Annotated in this window: 15 protein-coding genes; 8 read left to right on the plus strand and 7 right to left on the minus strand. The window is 57.0% G+C overall.

Features of this window, described 5'->3' with window-relative positions; all coding sequences use genetic code 11:
• Nucleotides 1-139 precede the first annotated feature (139 nt).
• The gene (locus M0D69_RS09655) at nucleotides 140-559 is read left to right on the plus strand and encodes a hypothetical protein (RefSeq protein WP_047845111.1); all 420 of its coding nucleotides are present in this window, start codon (nucleotides 140-142) and stop codon (nucleotides 557-559) included.
• 510 nt (nucleotides 560-1,069) lie between these two features.
• Here the strand turns inward: M0D69_RS09655 and M0D69_RS09660 are convergent.
• The 4 genes from M0D69_RS09660 to pyk all read right to left on the minus strand — a co-directional run bounded on the left by M0D69_RS09660 (nucleotide 1,070) and on the right by pyk (nucleotide 4,649).
• Complete coding sequence (locus M0D69_RS09660) at nucleotides 1,070-1,375, minus strand: hypothetical protein (RefSeq protein WP_301781803.1); 306 nt, start codon at nucleotides 1,373-1,375, stop codon at nucleotides 1,070-1,072.
• Between the two features lie 172 nt (nucleotides 1,376-1,547).
• Entirely contained in the window at nucleotides 1,548-2,465 is a 918-nt protein-coding gene (locus tag M0D69_RS09665) for an AEC family transporter (protein ID WP_301781804.1), read from the minus strand.
• 11 nt (nucleotides 2,466-2,476) lie between these two features.
• Nucleotides 2,477-3,211: a TSUP family transporter gene (locus M0D69_RS09670; protein ID WP_301781805.1), complete on the minus strand. Its 735-nt coding sequence runs from the start codon at nucleotides 3,209-3,211 to the stop codon at nucleotides 2,477-2,479.
• Between the two features lies 1 nt (nucleotide 3,212).
• Nucleotides 3,213-4,649, minus strand: a complete 1,437-nt coding sequence (gene pyk / locus M0D69_RS09675; protein WP_301781806.1) for a pyruvate kinase — start codon at nucleotides 4,647-4,649, stop codon at nucleotides 3,213-3,215.
• A 469-nt stretch (nucleotides 4,650-5,118) separates the two neighbouring features.
• Between pyk and M0D69_RS09680 the strand changes: the two genes are divergently transcribed.
• The gene (locus M0D69_RS09680) at nucleotides 5,119-5,466 is read left to right on the plus strand and encodes a hypothetical protein (protein WP_301781807.1); all 348 of its coding nucleotides are present in this window, start codon (nucleotides 5,119-5,121) and stop codon (nucleotides 5,464-5,466) included.
• Nucleotides 5,467-5,520: 54 nt separating this feature from the next.
• Here the strand turns inward: M0D69_RS09680 and M0D69_RS09685 are convergent, their stop codons facing one another.
• Both M0D69_RS09685 and M0D69_RS09690 read right to left on the minus strand, forming a co-directional pair.
• Nucleotides 5,521-6,276, minus strand: a complete 756-nt coding sequence (locus M0D69_RS09685) for a DUF2968 domain-containing protein (RefSeq protein ID WP_301781808.1) — start codon at nucleotides 6,274-6,276, stop codon at nucleotides 5,521-5,523.
• Between the two features lie 90 nt (nucleotides 6,277-6,366).
• Nucleotides 6,367-7,407, minus strand: a complete 1,041-nt coding sequence (locus M0D69_RS09690; RefSeq protein WP_301781924.1) for a rod shape-determining protein — start codon at nucleotides 7,405-7,407, stop codon at nucleotides 6,367-6,369.
• A gap of 753 nt (nucleotides 7,408-8,160) precedes the next feature.
• Between M0D69_RS09690 and M0D69_RS09695 the strand changes: the two genes are divergently transcribed.
• The 3 genes from M0D69_RS09695 (at nucleotide 8,161) to M0D69_RS09705 (ending at nucleotide 11,234) form a co-directional block, all read left to right on the plus strand.
• Complete coding sequence (locus tag M0D69_RS09695) at nucleotides 8,161-9,021, plus strand: MurR/RpiR family transcriptional regulator (RefSeq protein WP_301781809.1); 861 nt, start codon at nucleotides 8,161-8,163, stop codon at nucleotides 9,019-9,021.
• 288 nt (nucleotides 9,022-9,309) lie between these two features.
• Nucleotides 9,310-10,665 carry an aspartate aminotransferase family protein gene (locus M0D69_RS09700; protein ID WP_301781810.1) on the plus strand — a complete coding sequence of 452 codons (1,356 nt, stop codon included), beginning with the start codon at nucleotides 9,310-9,312 and terminating at the stop codon, nucleotides 10,663-10,665.
• A 14-nt stretch (nucleotides 10,666-10,679) separates the two neighbouring features.
• Nucleotides 10,680-11,234 carry a carboxymuconolactone decarboxylase family protein gene (locus M0D69_RS09705; protein WP_301781811.1) on the plus strand — a complete coding sequence of 185 codons (555 nt, stop codon included), beginning with the start codon at nucleotides 10,680-10,682 and terminating at the stop codon, nucleotides 11,232-11,234.
• Nucleotides 11,235-11,296: 62 nt separating this feature from the next.
• Here the strand turns inward: M0D69_RS09705 and M0D69_RS09710 are convergent, their stop codons facing one another.
• Nucleotides 11,297-12,190: a glutamate/aspartate ABC transporter substrate-binding protein gene (locus M0D69_RS09710; RefSeq protein WP_301781812.1), complete on the minus strand. Its 894-nt coding sequence runs from the start codon at nucleotides 12,188-12,190 to the stop codon at nucleotides 11,297-11,299.
• A 329-nt stretch (nucleotides 12,191-12,519) separates the two neighbouring features.
• Here M0D69_RS09710 and M0D69_RS09715 point away from each other — a divergent pair, with 329 nt between their 5' ends.
• The 3 genes from M0D69_RS09715 to M0D69_RS09725 all read left to right on the plus strand — a co-directional run bounded on the left by M0D69_RS09715 (nucleotide 12,520) and on the right by M0D69_RS09725 (nucleotide 15,764).
• The gene (locus M0D69_RS09715) at nucleotides 12,520-13,452 is read left to right on the plus strand and encodes a YncE family protein (RefSeq protein ID WP_301781813.1); all 933 of its coding nucleotides are present in this window, start codon (nucleotides 12,520-12,522) and stop codon (nucleotides 13,450-13,452) included.
• An 80-nt stretch (nucleotides 13,453-13,532) separates the two neighbouring features.
• Nucleotides 13,533-14,822, plus strand: a complete 1,290-nt coding sequence (locus M0D69_RS09720) for an MFS transporter (protein ID WP_301781814.1) — start codon at nucleotides 13,533-13,535, stop codon at nucleotides 14,820-14,822.
• 6 nt (nucleotides 14,823-14,828) lie between these two features.
• Entirely contained in the window at nucleotides 14,829-15,764 is a 936-nt protein-coding gene (locus tag M0D69_RS09725) for an amidohydrolase (protein ID WP_301781815.1), read from the plus strand.
• The last annotated feature ends 426 nt before the right edge of the window (nucleotides 15,765-16,190 follow it).

Below are 16,190 nucleotides of genomic sequence, written 5' to 3' on the forward strand. Positions count from 1 at the left end.
GATATTGAATGTTTTCGATGTCGCGAACAAAGGATCTGACGACGCACTAGCAAAAGACTGAGACAAGTGGCACCACAATAGGACTTCCCTTCTAAATTCTTGCGCGGCCACCGGCCCGCTACACGCCGTCTTGAACCGCATGCACACCGCCGCGCGTCATCTTGTACTCCACGGATCGATAGTCCTTCTCTTCGGCTTGCTGCTCGGCGGCCCTTACGCTAATGCAATCAAGCGCGGTGCGCCACCGAATATCGTGAACTCCTGGCGCGTGGCGCACCTGAGCCTGCCGATCGGCGCAACGTTGATGCTGGCTGTGGCCGCCTTGCTGCCCTCAATGACTGTCTCGACGGCGCTGGCCTGGGTGATCGTCATCGCGTTCATTGTGTCGGCGTACGGGTTTTGCGTCTCCACTCCGCTGGCCGCACTGACTGGCGAGCGAGGTTTGTCCTCAGGCGGTGCCGGCCTGGGTGGCCTTGTCTATTTCGGAAACTGGGTCGGCGCTGTGGCATCCATCGTCGGAGCTGCTGCATTGGTCATCGCCGCGTTCCTGTCTCTGTAAGGCAGGGGCCGGCCATGAAGCGACAGTCACCGAACCGCACGGAATGGCAGCTCATTGGCCCATTGCGGACGTCCATACTCGCGGGCATAAGACTTCCAGAGGTAGTCAATGCCGCCAAGGACAATTGCTATCGGCAGCCGCTTGAAATGTCGCCCGCCAGGGTGCGAAACTGACGATTGTTCTGCCTACGTGGCAGGATGCCCCGATCCGTTCAAAGCTGCTCATTGCCACGATTCCTGAAAAGCCTATCCTTGGATTTAAGCGATTTTTCCGCGAAGAGAGTGGAACGCGCAGATCGGCGCAAGTGACGGAAAGTGAAATATTCCCTTAACTTTGCCCGGTTAAATTGGGGAAAAAAGCGGAGCTTGCGAGTGAAGTCAATGAGGCCTCGTTGACGCGGACGAACGGTGTTTCATTCCCAACCACGTCGGAGCGCCGCGACGTATCCTCCGTCGCCGTTCAGAGACAGGCACGAATGGGCCATCGCAGCCGGCCGGTGAGCGACGTTGATCAACCTCCTTTTAGCATTTGGTCAGCTTCGCGCAGCCTAGCTAGTGCTCGAATAAAACCATCGGCCCTTGCCTTGTTTACCTCCGCATCAAGACAGCTTAAAGCATGTTGCAGCTCGATCCAACCCGGCTCGTTGTCGACTTCACTTGGGCCAGCCTCTGTCCTCACTTCTCGCACAAGCCTGTGGGCAAAGCTTGCATCTAACGTTCCGCGCGACACGAGATCGGTTAAATAGGCTGCCAATTCGGTTAACCCTTCGACACTTGCGCGCGACGCATGTCCTGTTCCGTCAGAGTTCTTGTTCATATCATTTACGACAAAAGCACGCAGTTAGATGGTAGGTACAACGACAGGGCGATCCCCTTTGTTGATTACGGTTTAATTGGGTCGAGACAATCTCGCGTTGCTTTTAAACGCAGCAGCGACAGCGAAAGGACATGCCACCTTGTCCCTTGCCGGGACCGGTTAGCACACTGTTTTACCGATGCGAAATGAATAGCACGAGTGGCATAGTGATTGCCGCCAGCGCCGTCTGAACGGTAATGATTCCCGCCGATAACCGGTGATCCCCGCCTAATAGCTTCGCCATAATGTACGCGGACGGGGTGCATGGCAGCGAGTTGAACAAAACGATTGTCGTCAGCGCCGGGCCGTGGATTCCGAGACTCACACCTATCCAGAGAGTAAACAGCGGGACGAGCAATAGTTTGATAAACGACGACTGCAGAACAGGCCCTCGGGCGTCTTTTGCCGCTTTCATATCAAGCCCGGCACCGACGGCGAGGAGACCCAATGGCAATGAAGCAGCTCCGAGAATTGAAAGAATGTTCGAAAGGGTGCTTGGCAGTGCAAGACCGCTGACATTGAAGAGCGCGCCAAGCAACACCGCCATGATCACGGGATTCTTCAGCAACGCGCTAATGATTTGCCGGCTCGTTGGGGCACCGCCGCTCCCGTAATGCATCAGAATGATGATCGATGCCACGTTAAGCAACGGGATTGCGACCGCAATGCTGATCGACGTCAATGTCAGACCAACGCTTCCATACATCGCCGCAGCTGCGGCGACGCCCACGTAGGTGTTTGGTCGCAGTGCGCCTTGAATCACAGAGGAAAAAACTGCGCCCGATTGCTTGCTCCAGATGCGCCAAGCGTACAGCACCAGTGCGCCGGTTCCGACCGCTCCGAGAATCGCAATGGCTATGGGGCGAATCGGGAACTGCGTCAAGTTCGCTTTCGCTACCTGGCTGAACATCAACGCCGGAAACATATAGTAGTAGTTGAGCGTTTCGCACGGTAGCCAAAACTCATCGGCCAGCATTCGTCGTTGGCGAAGGACAAAACCCAAGAGAATGAGGGCAAAGATCGGGATGAGCGCTGTAAAGACACTTTGCATGGCGCTCTCCGTTAAATGAACGTCTTAACCAACACAACCGCACCGTAGGCACCGATAAACGCGGTCATGGCGCGTTCATACAACGGTGCACCCACGCGTTTGAATAGAAGGTTGCCGACTGAAAAGTAAACGATGACCGCAATCGGTGCGATTCCGAAACCTTCCCAGCTCAATGCGGATCGTCTCAGGACTGCGAGCGTGCACAGTTGGATGGCGCCAAACATCAAGTAGTAGCGGGCGATGGCCAAGCGCACCTGGTCCTTCTCGCTGTAGCCATTTACCGCGTAGACGGCGAGCAAAGCGCCGCCCATGTTGGTTAGCCCGTGGACAAGTCCCATCACGCCCACGTAGGCGCGGCCTCGGCGCCGCACGAACCCCTGCAAACGCGTCTGCAGTCGTCGGGAGTAGCGGATTACCGCAGCGCTCAGCATAGTGAGGCCGATAAGAATATCGGCCCGTGCCTTAAGATTCGTGTACATCAGTATCGCCAGCGACGCCACGACGATAAGCGCGCAGATCTTCATGTTGACCCTTTCTCGCGCCGGCAATGGAAGATTGCGCCCTGACCACACCTGGATCGAGGAGATCGCCATCGACGAAGGAAGCAAGAGGCCGAGCACCGTCGTAAAGTCGAATCCGAGGAGCAACAACGTCGGAGTACCGAACACAAGGATGCCCATCCCAAAAATGGATTGGACTACCGCCAGCAAGGCGATGATTATCGAGAGCTGATAGACGTCGTGCATGCTATGCCGCCTCCAGTCGCTCAGCAATTGGCCAAGCTTGTTGCTCTGCAAGTTGGCCCACGCGCACGGTCTGGAGAAAACTCAGTGACGCGTCGGCGTCGTTAGTGGTCGCCAGGACTACGAGGACAACGTCGCTCTGTGTGATGTGACCAGAGATCCACAATGCTTCGAGTGCGATGGTGCCCGCGCTGTCAGCAATTATGTTCACATGCGGCAAATGGACCCCGACCGTGCCGGGCAATAAGTTCCAGGAGCGCACAAGAGCCGTGTCGTTGCCAACTGCAATGATTGGCTGCTGAATTTGTGCCATAGAGACGAGCCGTGCGGCATAGCCTGTTCGCGACAGCACCACGATCTTCGAGATGGGAAGAGTGCGGGCCAGTGCTTGCGTTGCGGCTCGCAGGTCGTTATGGCTGGCAGCTGTGTTCGCGAGTGCCGGAGCTGACGCGTGCCTGTGTGCTTCTGCCAAGGTCACGATGCTGCGCAGACGAGCAACGGCTTCTACAGGAAATTTGCCGACGGCCGTCTCCCCAGAAAGCATTACTGCAGACGCACCGTCGATAACCGAATTCGTCACGTCGCTGATCTCGGCCTTGGTCGGCAGTGGACTCTCGATCATGCTGTGAAGCAGTTCGGTCGCGACGATTACAGGTTTTCCATATTGTTGGGCCTGAGAGATGATCTTTTTTTGATAGATCGATACGTGGTCGATGCTGGTTTCAACCGAAAGATCACCACGATCGATCATGATGATGTCCGTTGCCTTGGCAATCTCATCAAGATGGTCGAGTCCACCCTGGTTTTCGACCTTGGCTACGATTTGAGGCGTGGCAGCATCGATGAGGCTACGAATCGCTTCTACGTGCTGGGAAGACTCTACAAAACTAATGCCAACAAAATCGACTCCGGTGCTCTTGGCGAACGTGATCATCTCTCGATCGCGTAGCGTTACCAATTCTTGCCCAAGGTCGATCTCTGGAACGTTAATCCCCTTCCGGCTTTTGAGTGTTCCCGCCGTTTCGGCGACAACTTTTACGTCCCTCCCACTCACTTCCTCGACTAGGAACGACAGCGTGCCATCATCCGCATAGATACGTACTCCTACACGAATTTTCGAATGAAATTGATCGTAGTTAACAGGTACTTTCTCGCTACCGTCGTGGGACAGGTCGGTCGTGAGGATCACACGATCACCAACGTGAAATGAGGGTTCCACGCGCAGTTGAATTGTTCGGATTTTGCGTCCGGGTATATCTAAGAGGATCGGTAGTTCGGGAAGCGTTTCCCGGATAAGAGCAATGGTGGCTTTATGCCAGTCCAGACTGCTATGTGACCCGTTTAGCCGTGCGACGGTCATGCCCGCACGGTGTAAAGCCAACAGGGTTGAACGGTTGTCAGATGCTGGCCCGATGGTTGCCACAATAGTTGTTTTAGCCATTTTTCTTTTGTCGTTAGGTTTGTCCTAAGTAAATATGACAGTAATATGTCATAACCGTTAATAATAAAAAATTGTCCATTAAGACCAAAAGAAGATAAAGCGAGATTTCCGAAGCGGAAACGCGAGTAAGGGCGTTACAGCAACGCTCTTATGCCCTTTAGGTCTGGCGTTAGGAGAAGTCGGCCGATTATTCCGGCCTCCACGAGATACATTTGGCCGAAACTGAGCTGAGCGTCGCACTATCGAAAAGGGGACGGCCCCACTACTGACGGTGGTGCGGTTCGAGAAGGCGAATTAGCCGGCGCCGACTGTCACCGTCTCAACCTGCGTTGGAAGCGGTCATCTGCTGATTCGACGCTAATGGCGCCGGTGGGTCGCGAAGCGACAATCAGATCCACTCGACACAGGTCGTTCGTATGCCACAAGCCTGCGGTATCCTGTTCTCAACTTTATTGTTTCAGGGAAGCAGATGGAGCAGATTGAACCCGCGCTGTTCGCAACTCTAAAGCAAGACGTTGCGATACTTAGATCGACGCGAGCCTTCTACCGCAGGGGCTGCAGTTCTCAACTTTATTGTCACGAACTGGTGGTGTTTGGTCGCAAACGGGGTGTGACCATCGATGATGCAGTCGAAGACAATGATCGCGCTATAGAGAGCATTGCGCAGCTGCCCAACGCGGCGCAATTCCCCTTCGATTGGCTCCGAGTCAGCCTCCCTCAACCTGCGCTCCTGATCCTCAACTGCTTCGGGCAGCCGCACGTGCGACTGCCCGGCAATAAAGTCGATAACTTCGCCGATCGGGCCGACCAGCCGTAGCGCGATCAAGGTCTGCCGGAATCGCCTTGAATCGTGGCCCGAAGCGGTCGAAGCTTAACTGGCGGAGGGAACTGTGCCGGGTACGGCATGCGTGCGAGCAGCGCTTTTCGCAGTGAGGGCGCTTCGTTTCTTACCGTGCCGCGGCGGTCGTTTTCCGGGGAGGTCCGAATCAACCAAGGCCTGAAGCGCTGCAACCTGACGCGTCGCTTGAGTGAGTTGATTCTGCGCATCCTGATTTCGGGATTGAAGCGCTTTCACTTGTTCAGACACTTCTTCCAGTCGCGTTGTAACTTCGTCTTGCTGAGCTTTTGCGATATCGGAATCCGCCCGCAACCGTTGAATTTGCCGCTGTGCCTGCAACATCGAGCGCTCGGTCGCGGCATTCGTCGCCTCCAGTTCGATCTGTCGACGTTGTTCGCTCGACAGTCGCACGGTGAGTGCGACAAACCTCGCGTACACCGCTTCAGCGCGTTGCTTGCTTGCCGTTGCGATCACGCGCCAGTACGCATTGTTCTGGGCAAGTACAACGTAGTAAGTCAGGCCTTCCTTGAAGAATGACAGATCAGCGCGATAGTCCCCCGAGCTTGATGACCGAAGCCCGGTAATACTGCCGCGCTCCTCGAGACCTTTAAAGATGGCAGCCGTTCCCGCAGAAGGGTCAACCGGCACATCTCCGATCGTGAGAGCCGCCGCTGGCAACGACGACGGCGTTGCGGTTTTGTCTGCAGCGTCGGATGCTACAGGACCCGTAGTCTGTGCGTGAGCACCCGATGCAACCAGACTCGAAACGATTATTATTGTTTTAAACATTCTCATATTCATGGATCCGCCTCTATGTTTATGTTCTGCTTCTGATACAAATCATCTGCTCGTTCGCCGCGCTTTTCCAACGGGCTTCTTTCACTCAAAGAAATGCGTGGCAAGCGTCTCCATTGCCATGCCCGTGCCGCGCACAACACATGTCATCGGAGCATCCGCCAAGACCACAGGCAAACCCGTTTCCTCGCGAAGGCGGCGATCGAGATCATGCAAAAGGGCGCCTCCTCCCGTAAGGATGAGGCCCCGGTCGGCAATGTCAGACGCCAACTCTGGAGGCGTACTCTCGAGCGCTTTTTTCAGCAAAGAGACGATCTTTGCCAATGGATCGGTAAGCGCCTCCAACACTTCGTGGCTCGATAGCAGCGAGGTCCGCGGCACCCCTTCCGACAAGTGACGCCCGGTGATTTTCACGTGACATTCCGTCTCCCTGGGCATCGCGCCTCCGATCGCCATCTTCACTTTTTGTGCTGTGTGTTCCCCAATAAGCAGTCCATGTGTACGTCGGACGTAGTTGATAATTGCCTCGTCAAAGCTGTTGCCTCCCACTCGTGCAGACAGGCAATGCACCACGTTACCCAGAGCGATGACGCCGATTTCCGTCGTCCCGGCACCGACGTCGACGACCATGCAGCCAATCGCATCGGAAATCGTAAGCCCGGCACCGAGTGCCGCAGCTATGGGCCGCGCCAGAAGCGAGACGCGCGATGCACCGGCCCCGTGCACCGCCTCTCTAAATGCGCGCCGCTCGACCGGAGTGGCGCCGCTTGGGACGGTGATCGTGATTCGAGGTGCCGCCGAAAGCCGCCGACCTTGATGTGCAAGACCGAAGAAGTGCCGGATCATTTCCTGACTCGCCCCAAAATGCGAAATAACACCGCCCCGGATCGGACAGATGGCTTCGATATGCCGCGGCAAACGCTCAAGCATCTCCCTTGCCTTGGCTCCCACCGATTGCGTGGGTCTTGCTCCAGCGACTAGCGGATCCGGTTGGTGAACGCAAATGACGGATGCCTCGTCCAGGACCAGACCCGATCCGCGTACATAAATACGTGTATTGGCAGTGCCCACGTCGAGCGCAAGCTCTGCTGGGAATAGACGAAGCAAACGAGCAATGTTTGGCATGAAGACACCGAAGTCGATTGATATGAGCACGCCCCCTTGGAAGGTGGAAGTCGACTTTTCAAGTTTGCGAAGAATCAGCTTGCTTAACGAACATCCCGGATATCCGTCGGTCACGACCGCATCGCGAATTGGCATCGGTTATCGGATGTTCGCGGTCACCAGTCGTTTCTCGCGCGGCAAGCGCAACGTGTTAACGACCGGCATGCCAAACTCTTTAGGGTTTGAAATAATTGGTAAGCATTGCTCGGCTCGCGGGGATCTGGTTGCGTCGCAGCAAGCGCGCGGTCCGTAAGAGTTGGCGAATGGAAGTACTTGTGTCAGGCGGCCGATAAAGCCGATGACACAAGTACTTCCTATTTGCGTTGCGACGCGCCAACGCAGTTGGTCTTCACGCCGAAAGATCCGCCATAAGATTCGCCATGAATCGGCTATCTATCTGTATTTTATTGATTTTTTGGCTGAATTCTCCGCACAAAAACTCGCCACAATAGTCGTCATGACCTCGGACTGACGCAAGGATTATGGTCTCCGATGCGCGGCTTCGCTCGCGGCCAGACTGCTTACCATGAGCATCTGATCGCCGCCGATCAACGCCGCAAAGGCGACTATCTGTTTCCGAGGTTATATGGCCGGAAGCAGAAGCTGACACCGTCTGAGAAACGACGGTCATCGGACCTTCATCCTCCCACAACAGCCCTCCGTTCCAGCAACCTCGTTAAACTACAAATGTTGTCAACCTACGAGGCTTGTTTCGTGTCGTCCAATTTCGAAGACCTGGTTGCATCGATACGCGCGAAGTTTCCCGAACTCAGCCCGCAATTCCAGGCGGGCGCCGGGTTCCTGCTGAACTTCCCCGACGAGGTCGCGGTTCTTTCAATGCGAAAGGTCGCCGAACGAGCCAACGTTCAACCGGCGGCCCTCGTGCGGTTATCGCAGCAACTGGGTTTCCCTGGCTGGAACGAGCTTCGGGAAATCTTCGTCGCGCGCGTTCGTACCCGGCCGGAAGCGCTCACGTCCAAAGCGCGCACACTAGTCAAAGGTGGCTCGGGTGAGTCATTGGATCAAGAACTCGCGATCGCGCAAAGCCACAACCTCGAAGTCACGTTCGCGCAGAACGGCATGAAGATCGTCGAGGTCGCGAAGATGCTGCGCAAAGCGCCGCATGTCCACGTTGCGGGATTCCGCTCGTGTTATCCGGTCGCGTTCAGCCTTGTCTACGGCTATCGGCTATTCAGGTCCTCGGTGAGTTTGGTCAACGGCGAGGCCGGGACGCTGGAAATGCAGTTGCGCGGTATGGCCAAAGGGCATGCCACAGTCGTAACAAGCTTCGCCCCATATTCAGCCGAAGCCGTGCGGGTCGCTCAAGCGGCAAAAGAGCAGGGCTGCAAGCTCGTCGCCATCACCGACAGCGCCGTGTCACCCCTGGCCCTTAACGCCGACCATGTCCTCATCTTTTCGCACGAAAGCCCCTCGTTTTTTCCGTCGCTCGTCGCAGCGTCGGCGATAGTAGAGTCGCTGGTAGCGCATCTGCTTGCGCTCGAAGGGCGATCGGCCGTCAAATTGCTGGAAGAAGCCGAATCCGCGCTCCATGCAAAGGGCGCTTACTCGTCGTAAGCCGCGTTGCAGCGCGCGGAGGTGGAAAGCCCCCGCCGTTGCGTCAACGTGCGCCCGGTTCTCCCAGCCATAAAGAATTCATCGACGCGTTCTAAAGCCGGTAATATCCGTGTTGACAACATATGTTGTAACGATGGAGAATAACGCATCGCATGTTACTGGGCGTGATGTTGTCGTCACCTGACCTCCATGCTGGAGGAGGGCGTCGTCAACAAGGCGAACGCCGGCTCAGAACCCTATTCTCCAAGAGACGAGCGCCCGGGCGTCGTCATCAACGTCGAGGTCGGAATGACAACCGTTTTTCATCGCGCCCCGCGAGCCAAACTCCCTATTGCAGTCGCTGGCGACGGAATCGAGCTCATCGACTCGGAAGGTAAGCGCTACATCGACGCGTCGGGCGGTGCCGCCGTATCGTGTCTGGGCCACAGCAATCAGCGGGTCATCGACGCCATCAAGCGGCAGGCTCAGCAGCTTCCCTACGCTCACACTTCTTTCTTTTCGACGACCGTCGCGGAAGAATTGTCCGACCGCTTGGTCGCGGACGCGCCCACAGGCTTGGGGCACGTGTACTTCACATCCGGCGGCTCCGAGGCGATAGAAGCCGCCCTCAAACTCGCCCGGCAATATTTCGTCGAAAAGGGTCAGGGGCAGCGGCGTCATTTCATCGCTCGTCGCCAGAGTTATCACGGCAATACGCTCGGAGCGCTTGCCATCGGTGGAAACGCGTGGCGGCGTGAGCCCTTTCTTCCTATCCTCATTGAAGCGCACCATGTGAGTCCGTGCTACGCATATCGCGAGCAGCGTGCCGACGAAACCGAGGAAGCTTTTGCGCAGCGATTAGCGGACGAGCTCGAATCAAAGATTCTTGAGCTCGGTGGCGACACGGTTGCGGCGTTCGTCGCCGAGACGGTCGTGGGCGCAACGGCCGGCGCAGTGCCGCCGGTGCGCGAATACTTCAAGAAAATTCGCGCGGTGTGCAACCAGTACGGCGTATTGCTGATCCTTGACGAAATCATGTCCGGAATGGGGCGTACCGGCCACCTGTACGCCTGCGCCGAGGACGGGGTAGCTCCGGACCTCCTGACGATCGCGAAGGGCCTGGGCGCCGGCTATCAGGCGATTGGAGCGACGCTGGTCAGTGACGAGATCTACAACACCATTGTCGATGGCTCCGGTTTCTTCCAGCACGGGCATACCTACATTGGCCACGCGACGGCTTGTGCGGCAGCGCTGGAAGTCCAGCGCGTCATCGCGGACGAGAAGCTGCTGGACAATGTGCAGGCAAGAGGCGAGCAGCTTCGTGGATTGCTTCGCGCGCATTATGCGAAGCATCCGTTCATCGGCGATATTCGTGGCCGAGGCTTGTTTATCGGTGTCGAGCTGGTTCAGGACCGCGCGTCAAAGCGGCCATTCGATCCGATCAAAAAACTGCACGCAGTGATCAAGAGCGAAGCGATGAAGCGCGGACTGATGGTGTATCCGATGGGCGGCACGGTCGACGGCGTGGCGGGCGACCATGTACTTCTGGCTCCGCCGTTCATCACGACGGCAAGACAAATCGATGAGATCGGCGCACGCCTTGCCGACGCGATAGACGGGGCATTGACGTCAATCGGCGCGCTCGCCGTTAAGAGTGACAATTAAACCCTGGATAACCTATGACCAATCGTCTTCCAAATTTCGACATCGCTCATGCTACTGACGAACAGAAGAGCGTTCTTCAAAGTATCTTGAGCGGTCCGCGCGGCAACCTGAACGGTCCGTTCCTCGGGTGGATTCACAGCCCGGAATTGGCGGACCATGCTCAACGGCTTGGCGCGTTTTGTCGATACAAGACGGGTCTGTCACTGCGCTTGTCCGAGCTGGCTATTCTCGTCACAGCCGCACGTTGGCAATCCCAAGGGGAGTGGTTCATCCACTATCCCATCGCATTGGACGCAGGGGTTCCGAAGGCAGTTGCCGACGCCATTCAGCGAGGCGAGCGTCCCACGTTCGACGACGCCGACGACGCGCTCATCTATGAATTCGCAACGGAGTTATACGAAACCAGGCGCGTATCGGATAAGACGTTCGCAGCAGCCGTTGCGCGCTTCGAGCATGCGGTTGTCATCAATCTGGTCGGATTGCTCGGTTACTACGCGTTGGTCGCGATGACCCTGAACACGTTCGGCATGCGCGCCGAAGGGCAGACCACATTACCGTTCCCGGAATAACGCGCTCCAAATAAAAGAAGCCACCTCACCTCGAAGGTGGCTTCTTTACGCGCTACGAATATTCACTCGAAAGCGGTGTCGTTCGGATTGGCGTACAGCTTTTGAAGGGCATCACTCATCGGGAAATCAAAGCTGATGTTTTTCGGCGGCACCGGCTTCATGAACCACTTGGCGTACATGGTTTTGATTTCCGGTCCCTTCATGACTTCGCTCATGGCGTCATCCACCAGCTTCTTGAACTCCGGATCGTCTTTTCTCAGCATGAAACCATAGGCTTCGGAAGACTGCGGCGTGCCGACCAGCACATAGTCCGAGGGATTGGTCGTCAGCGAGCGCGTACCAGCCAGAAGCACATCGTCCATCATGTATGCGACCGCACGGCCGGTTTCCAGTGTCAGACGGCCCTCGCCATAGTCCTTCGCGCTGATGATCTGCATGTTCATCTTTTTCTCCTCGTTCATCTTGCGGAGAATTCGCTCGGACGTTGTTCCCTGATTGGTGACCACCGTCTTGCCGGCGAGGTCTGGGAAGTCCTTGATGCCCGAGTCCTTGCGCGTCAGCAGACGAGTCGTCGCAACAAAGAAGGTGTCGGAAAAGGCGACCTGAGCCTGACGCGCTTTCAGGTTCGTAGTGACGCCGCATTCAAGATCGACCGTGCCGTTCTGCACCAACGCAATCCGATTCTGCGACGTGACCGGGATGAAACGCACCTTGAGATCGGGTTTCTTGATCTTCGCTTTCACCGCATCGATCACCTTGTTGCAGATATCTTGCGAAAAACCGATGACCTCATTGTTGGCATCGATGTAGGAGAAGGGGACCGAAGTTTCCCGGTGCCCGATTGCAACCGTATTGGTGGCCTGGATCTTGGCCAAGGTGGGTTGAGCATCCTGCGCGAAGGCGCCCGTGGACACAGCGGCCATCGCGGCGGCTGCGAGCATTGTGTACCGGTTCATGGCATTCCTCAGTCTTTCCATTGGTTATCAATAGCGCTTCGCAGCACCGATAACCATATGTTGCCATATCAATATAAATTACAACATATGTTAAATACCGAGAGTCCACGTGTTGTCGGAGCAGGTCAAGACCGGCCGTGCAGGTTGCGCCCGTGCATGCGTGGCGAGCGATAACCGCAGGGAATCGCTGCATCCAAATTATTCAATGGCCGGTCATGTCGAATTTCCCGATACTTCGCTCAATCGGTGGCGCTGTCATCGGCGAATGTTTTTGATCTTCCCCGTTCCGCGCCCATTACAACAATATCCAAGCAGTGTCAGGAGACAGCATGCAACCAAGACTCACCGCAGTTCTGGTAGAAAAATTCGGCCACGCATTCAGTGGCTACGATCTCACCACCGGCCAACAACGCTTCAGCGTTGCGTTACCGCAATATCCACACGAATTCGTCGTGGATCGAGAAGGCCGTTTTGGCTATGTCGGCCACTATGGGGTTCAGACCTTCGCGCACGCCGGCGCTGGCGGCCACGAGGTGTTTGTGATCGACATCGCGCGTGGCGAGCACGTGCTGACACTCGATTGCGAGCCTTACTCACGCATCCATGGCTTGCAGATCGACACGCGGAATCGCGTGTACGCCCTGAGCGAGCACGGCAATACGCTTCTGGTATTCGAAGACCCGCACGCGCGGCAAGTGCCGGACCGCGCTGTCCCGGCGGGCGGCATCAAGAGCCATCTTTTCGTCGTCTCACGGGACGGCGAGCGTGCATACATCAGCAACCTGCTCTCTCATACGGTGACACGCGTGCATCCCTACGATGCATGCGTGCCGCCCGCCGCTGTCAATGCGGGAGGGCGTCCGGAAGGCTGCTGTCTCAATCGCGATGAAACGGTCTTGTTCGTAGCAAGCCGCGACGACCACAGCCTGTCGATGATCGACACTGGGAGCATGAAGGTCATGCGAACGGTGCGCACGGGCGAAGACCCGACGCGCATCTACCTCACGCCGGACAACCGGCTGCTGGTAGTCAATTACGGCGAGCGCAGCATTCGCGTCTTCGATCCCCGCTCGCTCGAAGCGCTGGGTCGTGTCGATACGGTGGCGAAGCCGATCGCTGTCTCGATTCATCCGGACGGGCAGAGTGCCTACGTCGCATTGAACGATAACAGCGTGGGAGTCCTGGATCTGTCGAGCTTGACCCTGAGGCACGGTTTTTCGACCGGCAAGGAGCCCGACGGACTCGCAATACTCGCACTGTAGTTCGGCAGCTCGACAATTCGACAGACAGCGTCGCCAGTCCCGAAACAAACAACCAGGACGGCGCGGAGAAGGAGGCAAAAATGGATACGTTGAGCAGTGCCGCACCGGTGCAACACGCGCAGGCGAGCATTCCCGCCAGGCGCTGGCTACGGATCATTCCGCCGATCCTGATGGCTTGCATCATTTCATATATGGACCGCGTCAACATCGGCTTCGCCATGCCTGGCGGGATGAGCGCCGAACTCGGGATGAGTTCGAGCATGGCCGGGCTGGCCGGAGGCATCTTCTTTATTGGTTACCTGTTTCTGCAGATTCCGGCTGGGCGGCTTGCCGTGCATGGGAGCGGAAAGAAATTCATCGCTGGCTCGCTGGTGGCGTGGGCGGTGCTTTCCGTGCTTACCGGCTTTGTCAGGACCGACACGCAACTGCTGGTCCTGCGCTTTTTGCTGGGCGTCTCCGAAGGCGGCATGCTGCCCGTCGTGCTGACCATGGTGAGCAACTGGTTCCCGGACAAGGAACGCGGACGCGCCAACGCACTCGTGATTCTCTTCGTACCGATAGCGGGGATCATCACCGCGCCGCTGTCGGGTTTCCTGATTGCGACGCTGAGCTGGCGCTATTTGTTCATCATCGAGGGCGTCCTGTCGCTGGTGTTTCTGCTCGCGTGGTGGAACCTTGCGAGTGATCGCCCCGCCGACGCGAAATGGATCTCCGAAGCCGAGCGGGAACATATCCTTCGCGAGCTCCGGGCCGAGCAGGAACGGGTGAGCCAGACGAGGGCGAAAAGCGCGTCTCTCGGCCAGGTGTTCCGCGATGGTGTGATGTGGCGGCTGATCGGGCTGAATTTCTTCTATCAGATGGGCATCTACGGCTACACCCTCTGGCTACCGACGATCCTGAAAAATCTGATGCACGGCGGCATGGGCAAAGTCGGCATGCTCGCTGTTCTTCCGTATGTCGGGACCATGATCGGCATGCTGGCGGTATCGAATCTTTCGGACCGGTTGGGCCGGCGCAAGGTTTTCGTTGTCGGGCCGATCCTCGCGTTTGCGCTCTGCATGTTCTGTTCCGTCCGGTTTCAGAGCAGTCCCTGGGTTTCGTATTGTTTCCTGATCGGCAGCGGCGTCTTTCTTCAAGCGGCAGCCGGCGTATTCTGGACCATTCCACCAAAGCTCTTCAGCGCGGAAGTGGCGGGTGGTGCGCGCGGCGCGATTAACGCCCTCGGCAATCTTGGTGGCTTCTGCGGCCCCTATCTGGTTGGCGTGCTGATTCAGAAATACGACGCGAGCATCGGTGTCTATAGCCTTGCAGCCGCACTCGTGCTCGCGGGGGCGATCGCAATCACGCTGCCCAAAAAGTGCGATCTGTAGACGATCATGCATACCTTGCCTTCACTGCGCGAGCGGACAAAGCTGGCCATCGTCGACGCTCATCATCACCTGTGGGATCTCGCGGCAGGCCACTACCCATGGCTGCAGGACGAGTATCAGGGAGCAGCATTCTTCCTTGGTGAGTATCAAACTTTGCGTCGCAACTATCTGTCACCGGAATACCTGCGCGACACGTCGGGCTACAACGTGATCGCGAGCGTGCACGTGGAGGCGGAGCGCTCGCGAACTGAGCAGGTCGACGAAACACACTGGTTGCACGAGGTACGGAACAGGACAGGGTTGCCATCCGTTGTCGTACCGCACGTGTCGTTCATACAGGCTGACCGGGACGATATTCTGGCGTCCCACGCTCGCTATCCCGAGGTGCGTGGCATCCGGTCGAAACCCGTGACCGCACGTTCACCACAGGAAAGCGTCCGAGGCCAGGCGGGCACGATGCAGGATCCCCTTTGGCTTGAAGGATTGTCGGCGCTTGAACGATACGGCTTTTCGTGGGATCTGCGCGTACCGTTCTGGCATCTTGCGGAAGCGGCGGAAGTTGCCGCTGCCTTCCCGCGCATCCGAATCGCGATTAATCACACCGGTCTGCCGTGGGATCGCTCCGACGAGGGGCTATCGCGGTGGCGACGGGGTCTGGCGGCGCTCGCCGCACACCCGAACGTGTTCATCAAGCTCTCCGAGTTCGGTCTCGCGGGCGGCCGATGGGACGATCAAAGCAACCGCCGCGTGATTCGCGATGCAGTTGAGGTCTTCGGCACGGAGCGGGCGATGTTCGCAAGTAACTTGCCCGTTTCATCGATCAGCGCGAGTTTTGGCGTGATCGTCGAAACGGTGCTCGGCGCATTGGCGGACTACGATGACCTCGCGATCGGAAGAGTCTTCTCGCAGAACGCCATCGCCTTCTACCGGATTGGCGCTTGAGGGTGGAGGAAGCAATGCATCGAAAAGCGGCAGGCTCCATCCGCTACGCATATGCATCCTTTAGTTTTTTAATTAAGTGATATGTATACATAGTAATAGTTAACAAGCATCGCCCGGTTCTGTGGATAAGCACTTTATCTTGCATCGGATCAACGCTCTAGCGGACAGGTAACTCACGTATCAAATGTGGAAGGCGCGGGCGGCCGAAGGATAACTTCGCACGCTTTGCGCACAACCCCGGAGTTATCAAGATTCCGCCCACAGGCGTTCAATGACTTATGCCGAAGTTATCCATAGCTTTGTGCGCGACAAGCTGAAGCGCGTCGAAGCGCGTTGAAGCTTTCTAAGCAGCGCGAATCGCGCTGCTGTTGCTGCGTCGTGCGGGATCGGCGACCATGCCGATAGTGACTACCGAACAGCGAGGTG

The organism is Caballeronia sp. SEWSISQ10-4 2 (assembly GCF_030464885.1).
Classification (GTDB): domain Bacteria; phylum Pseudomonadota; class Gammaproteobacteria; order Burkholderiales; family Burkholderiaceae; genus Caballeronia.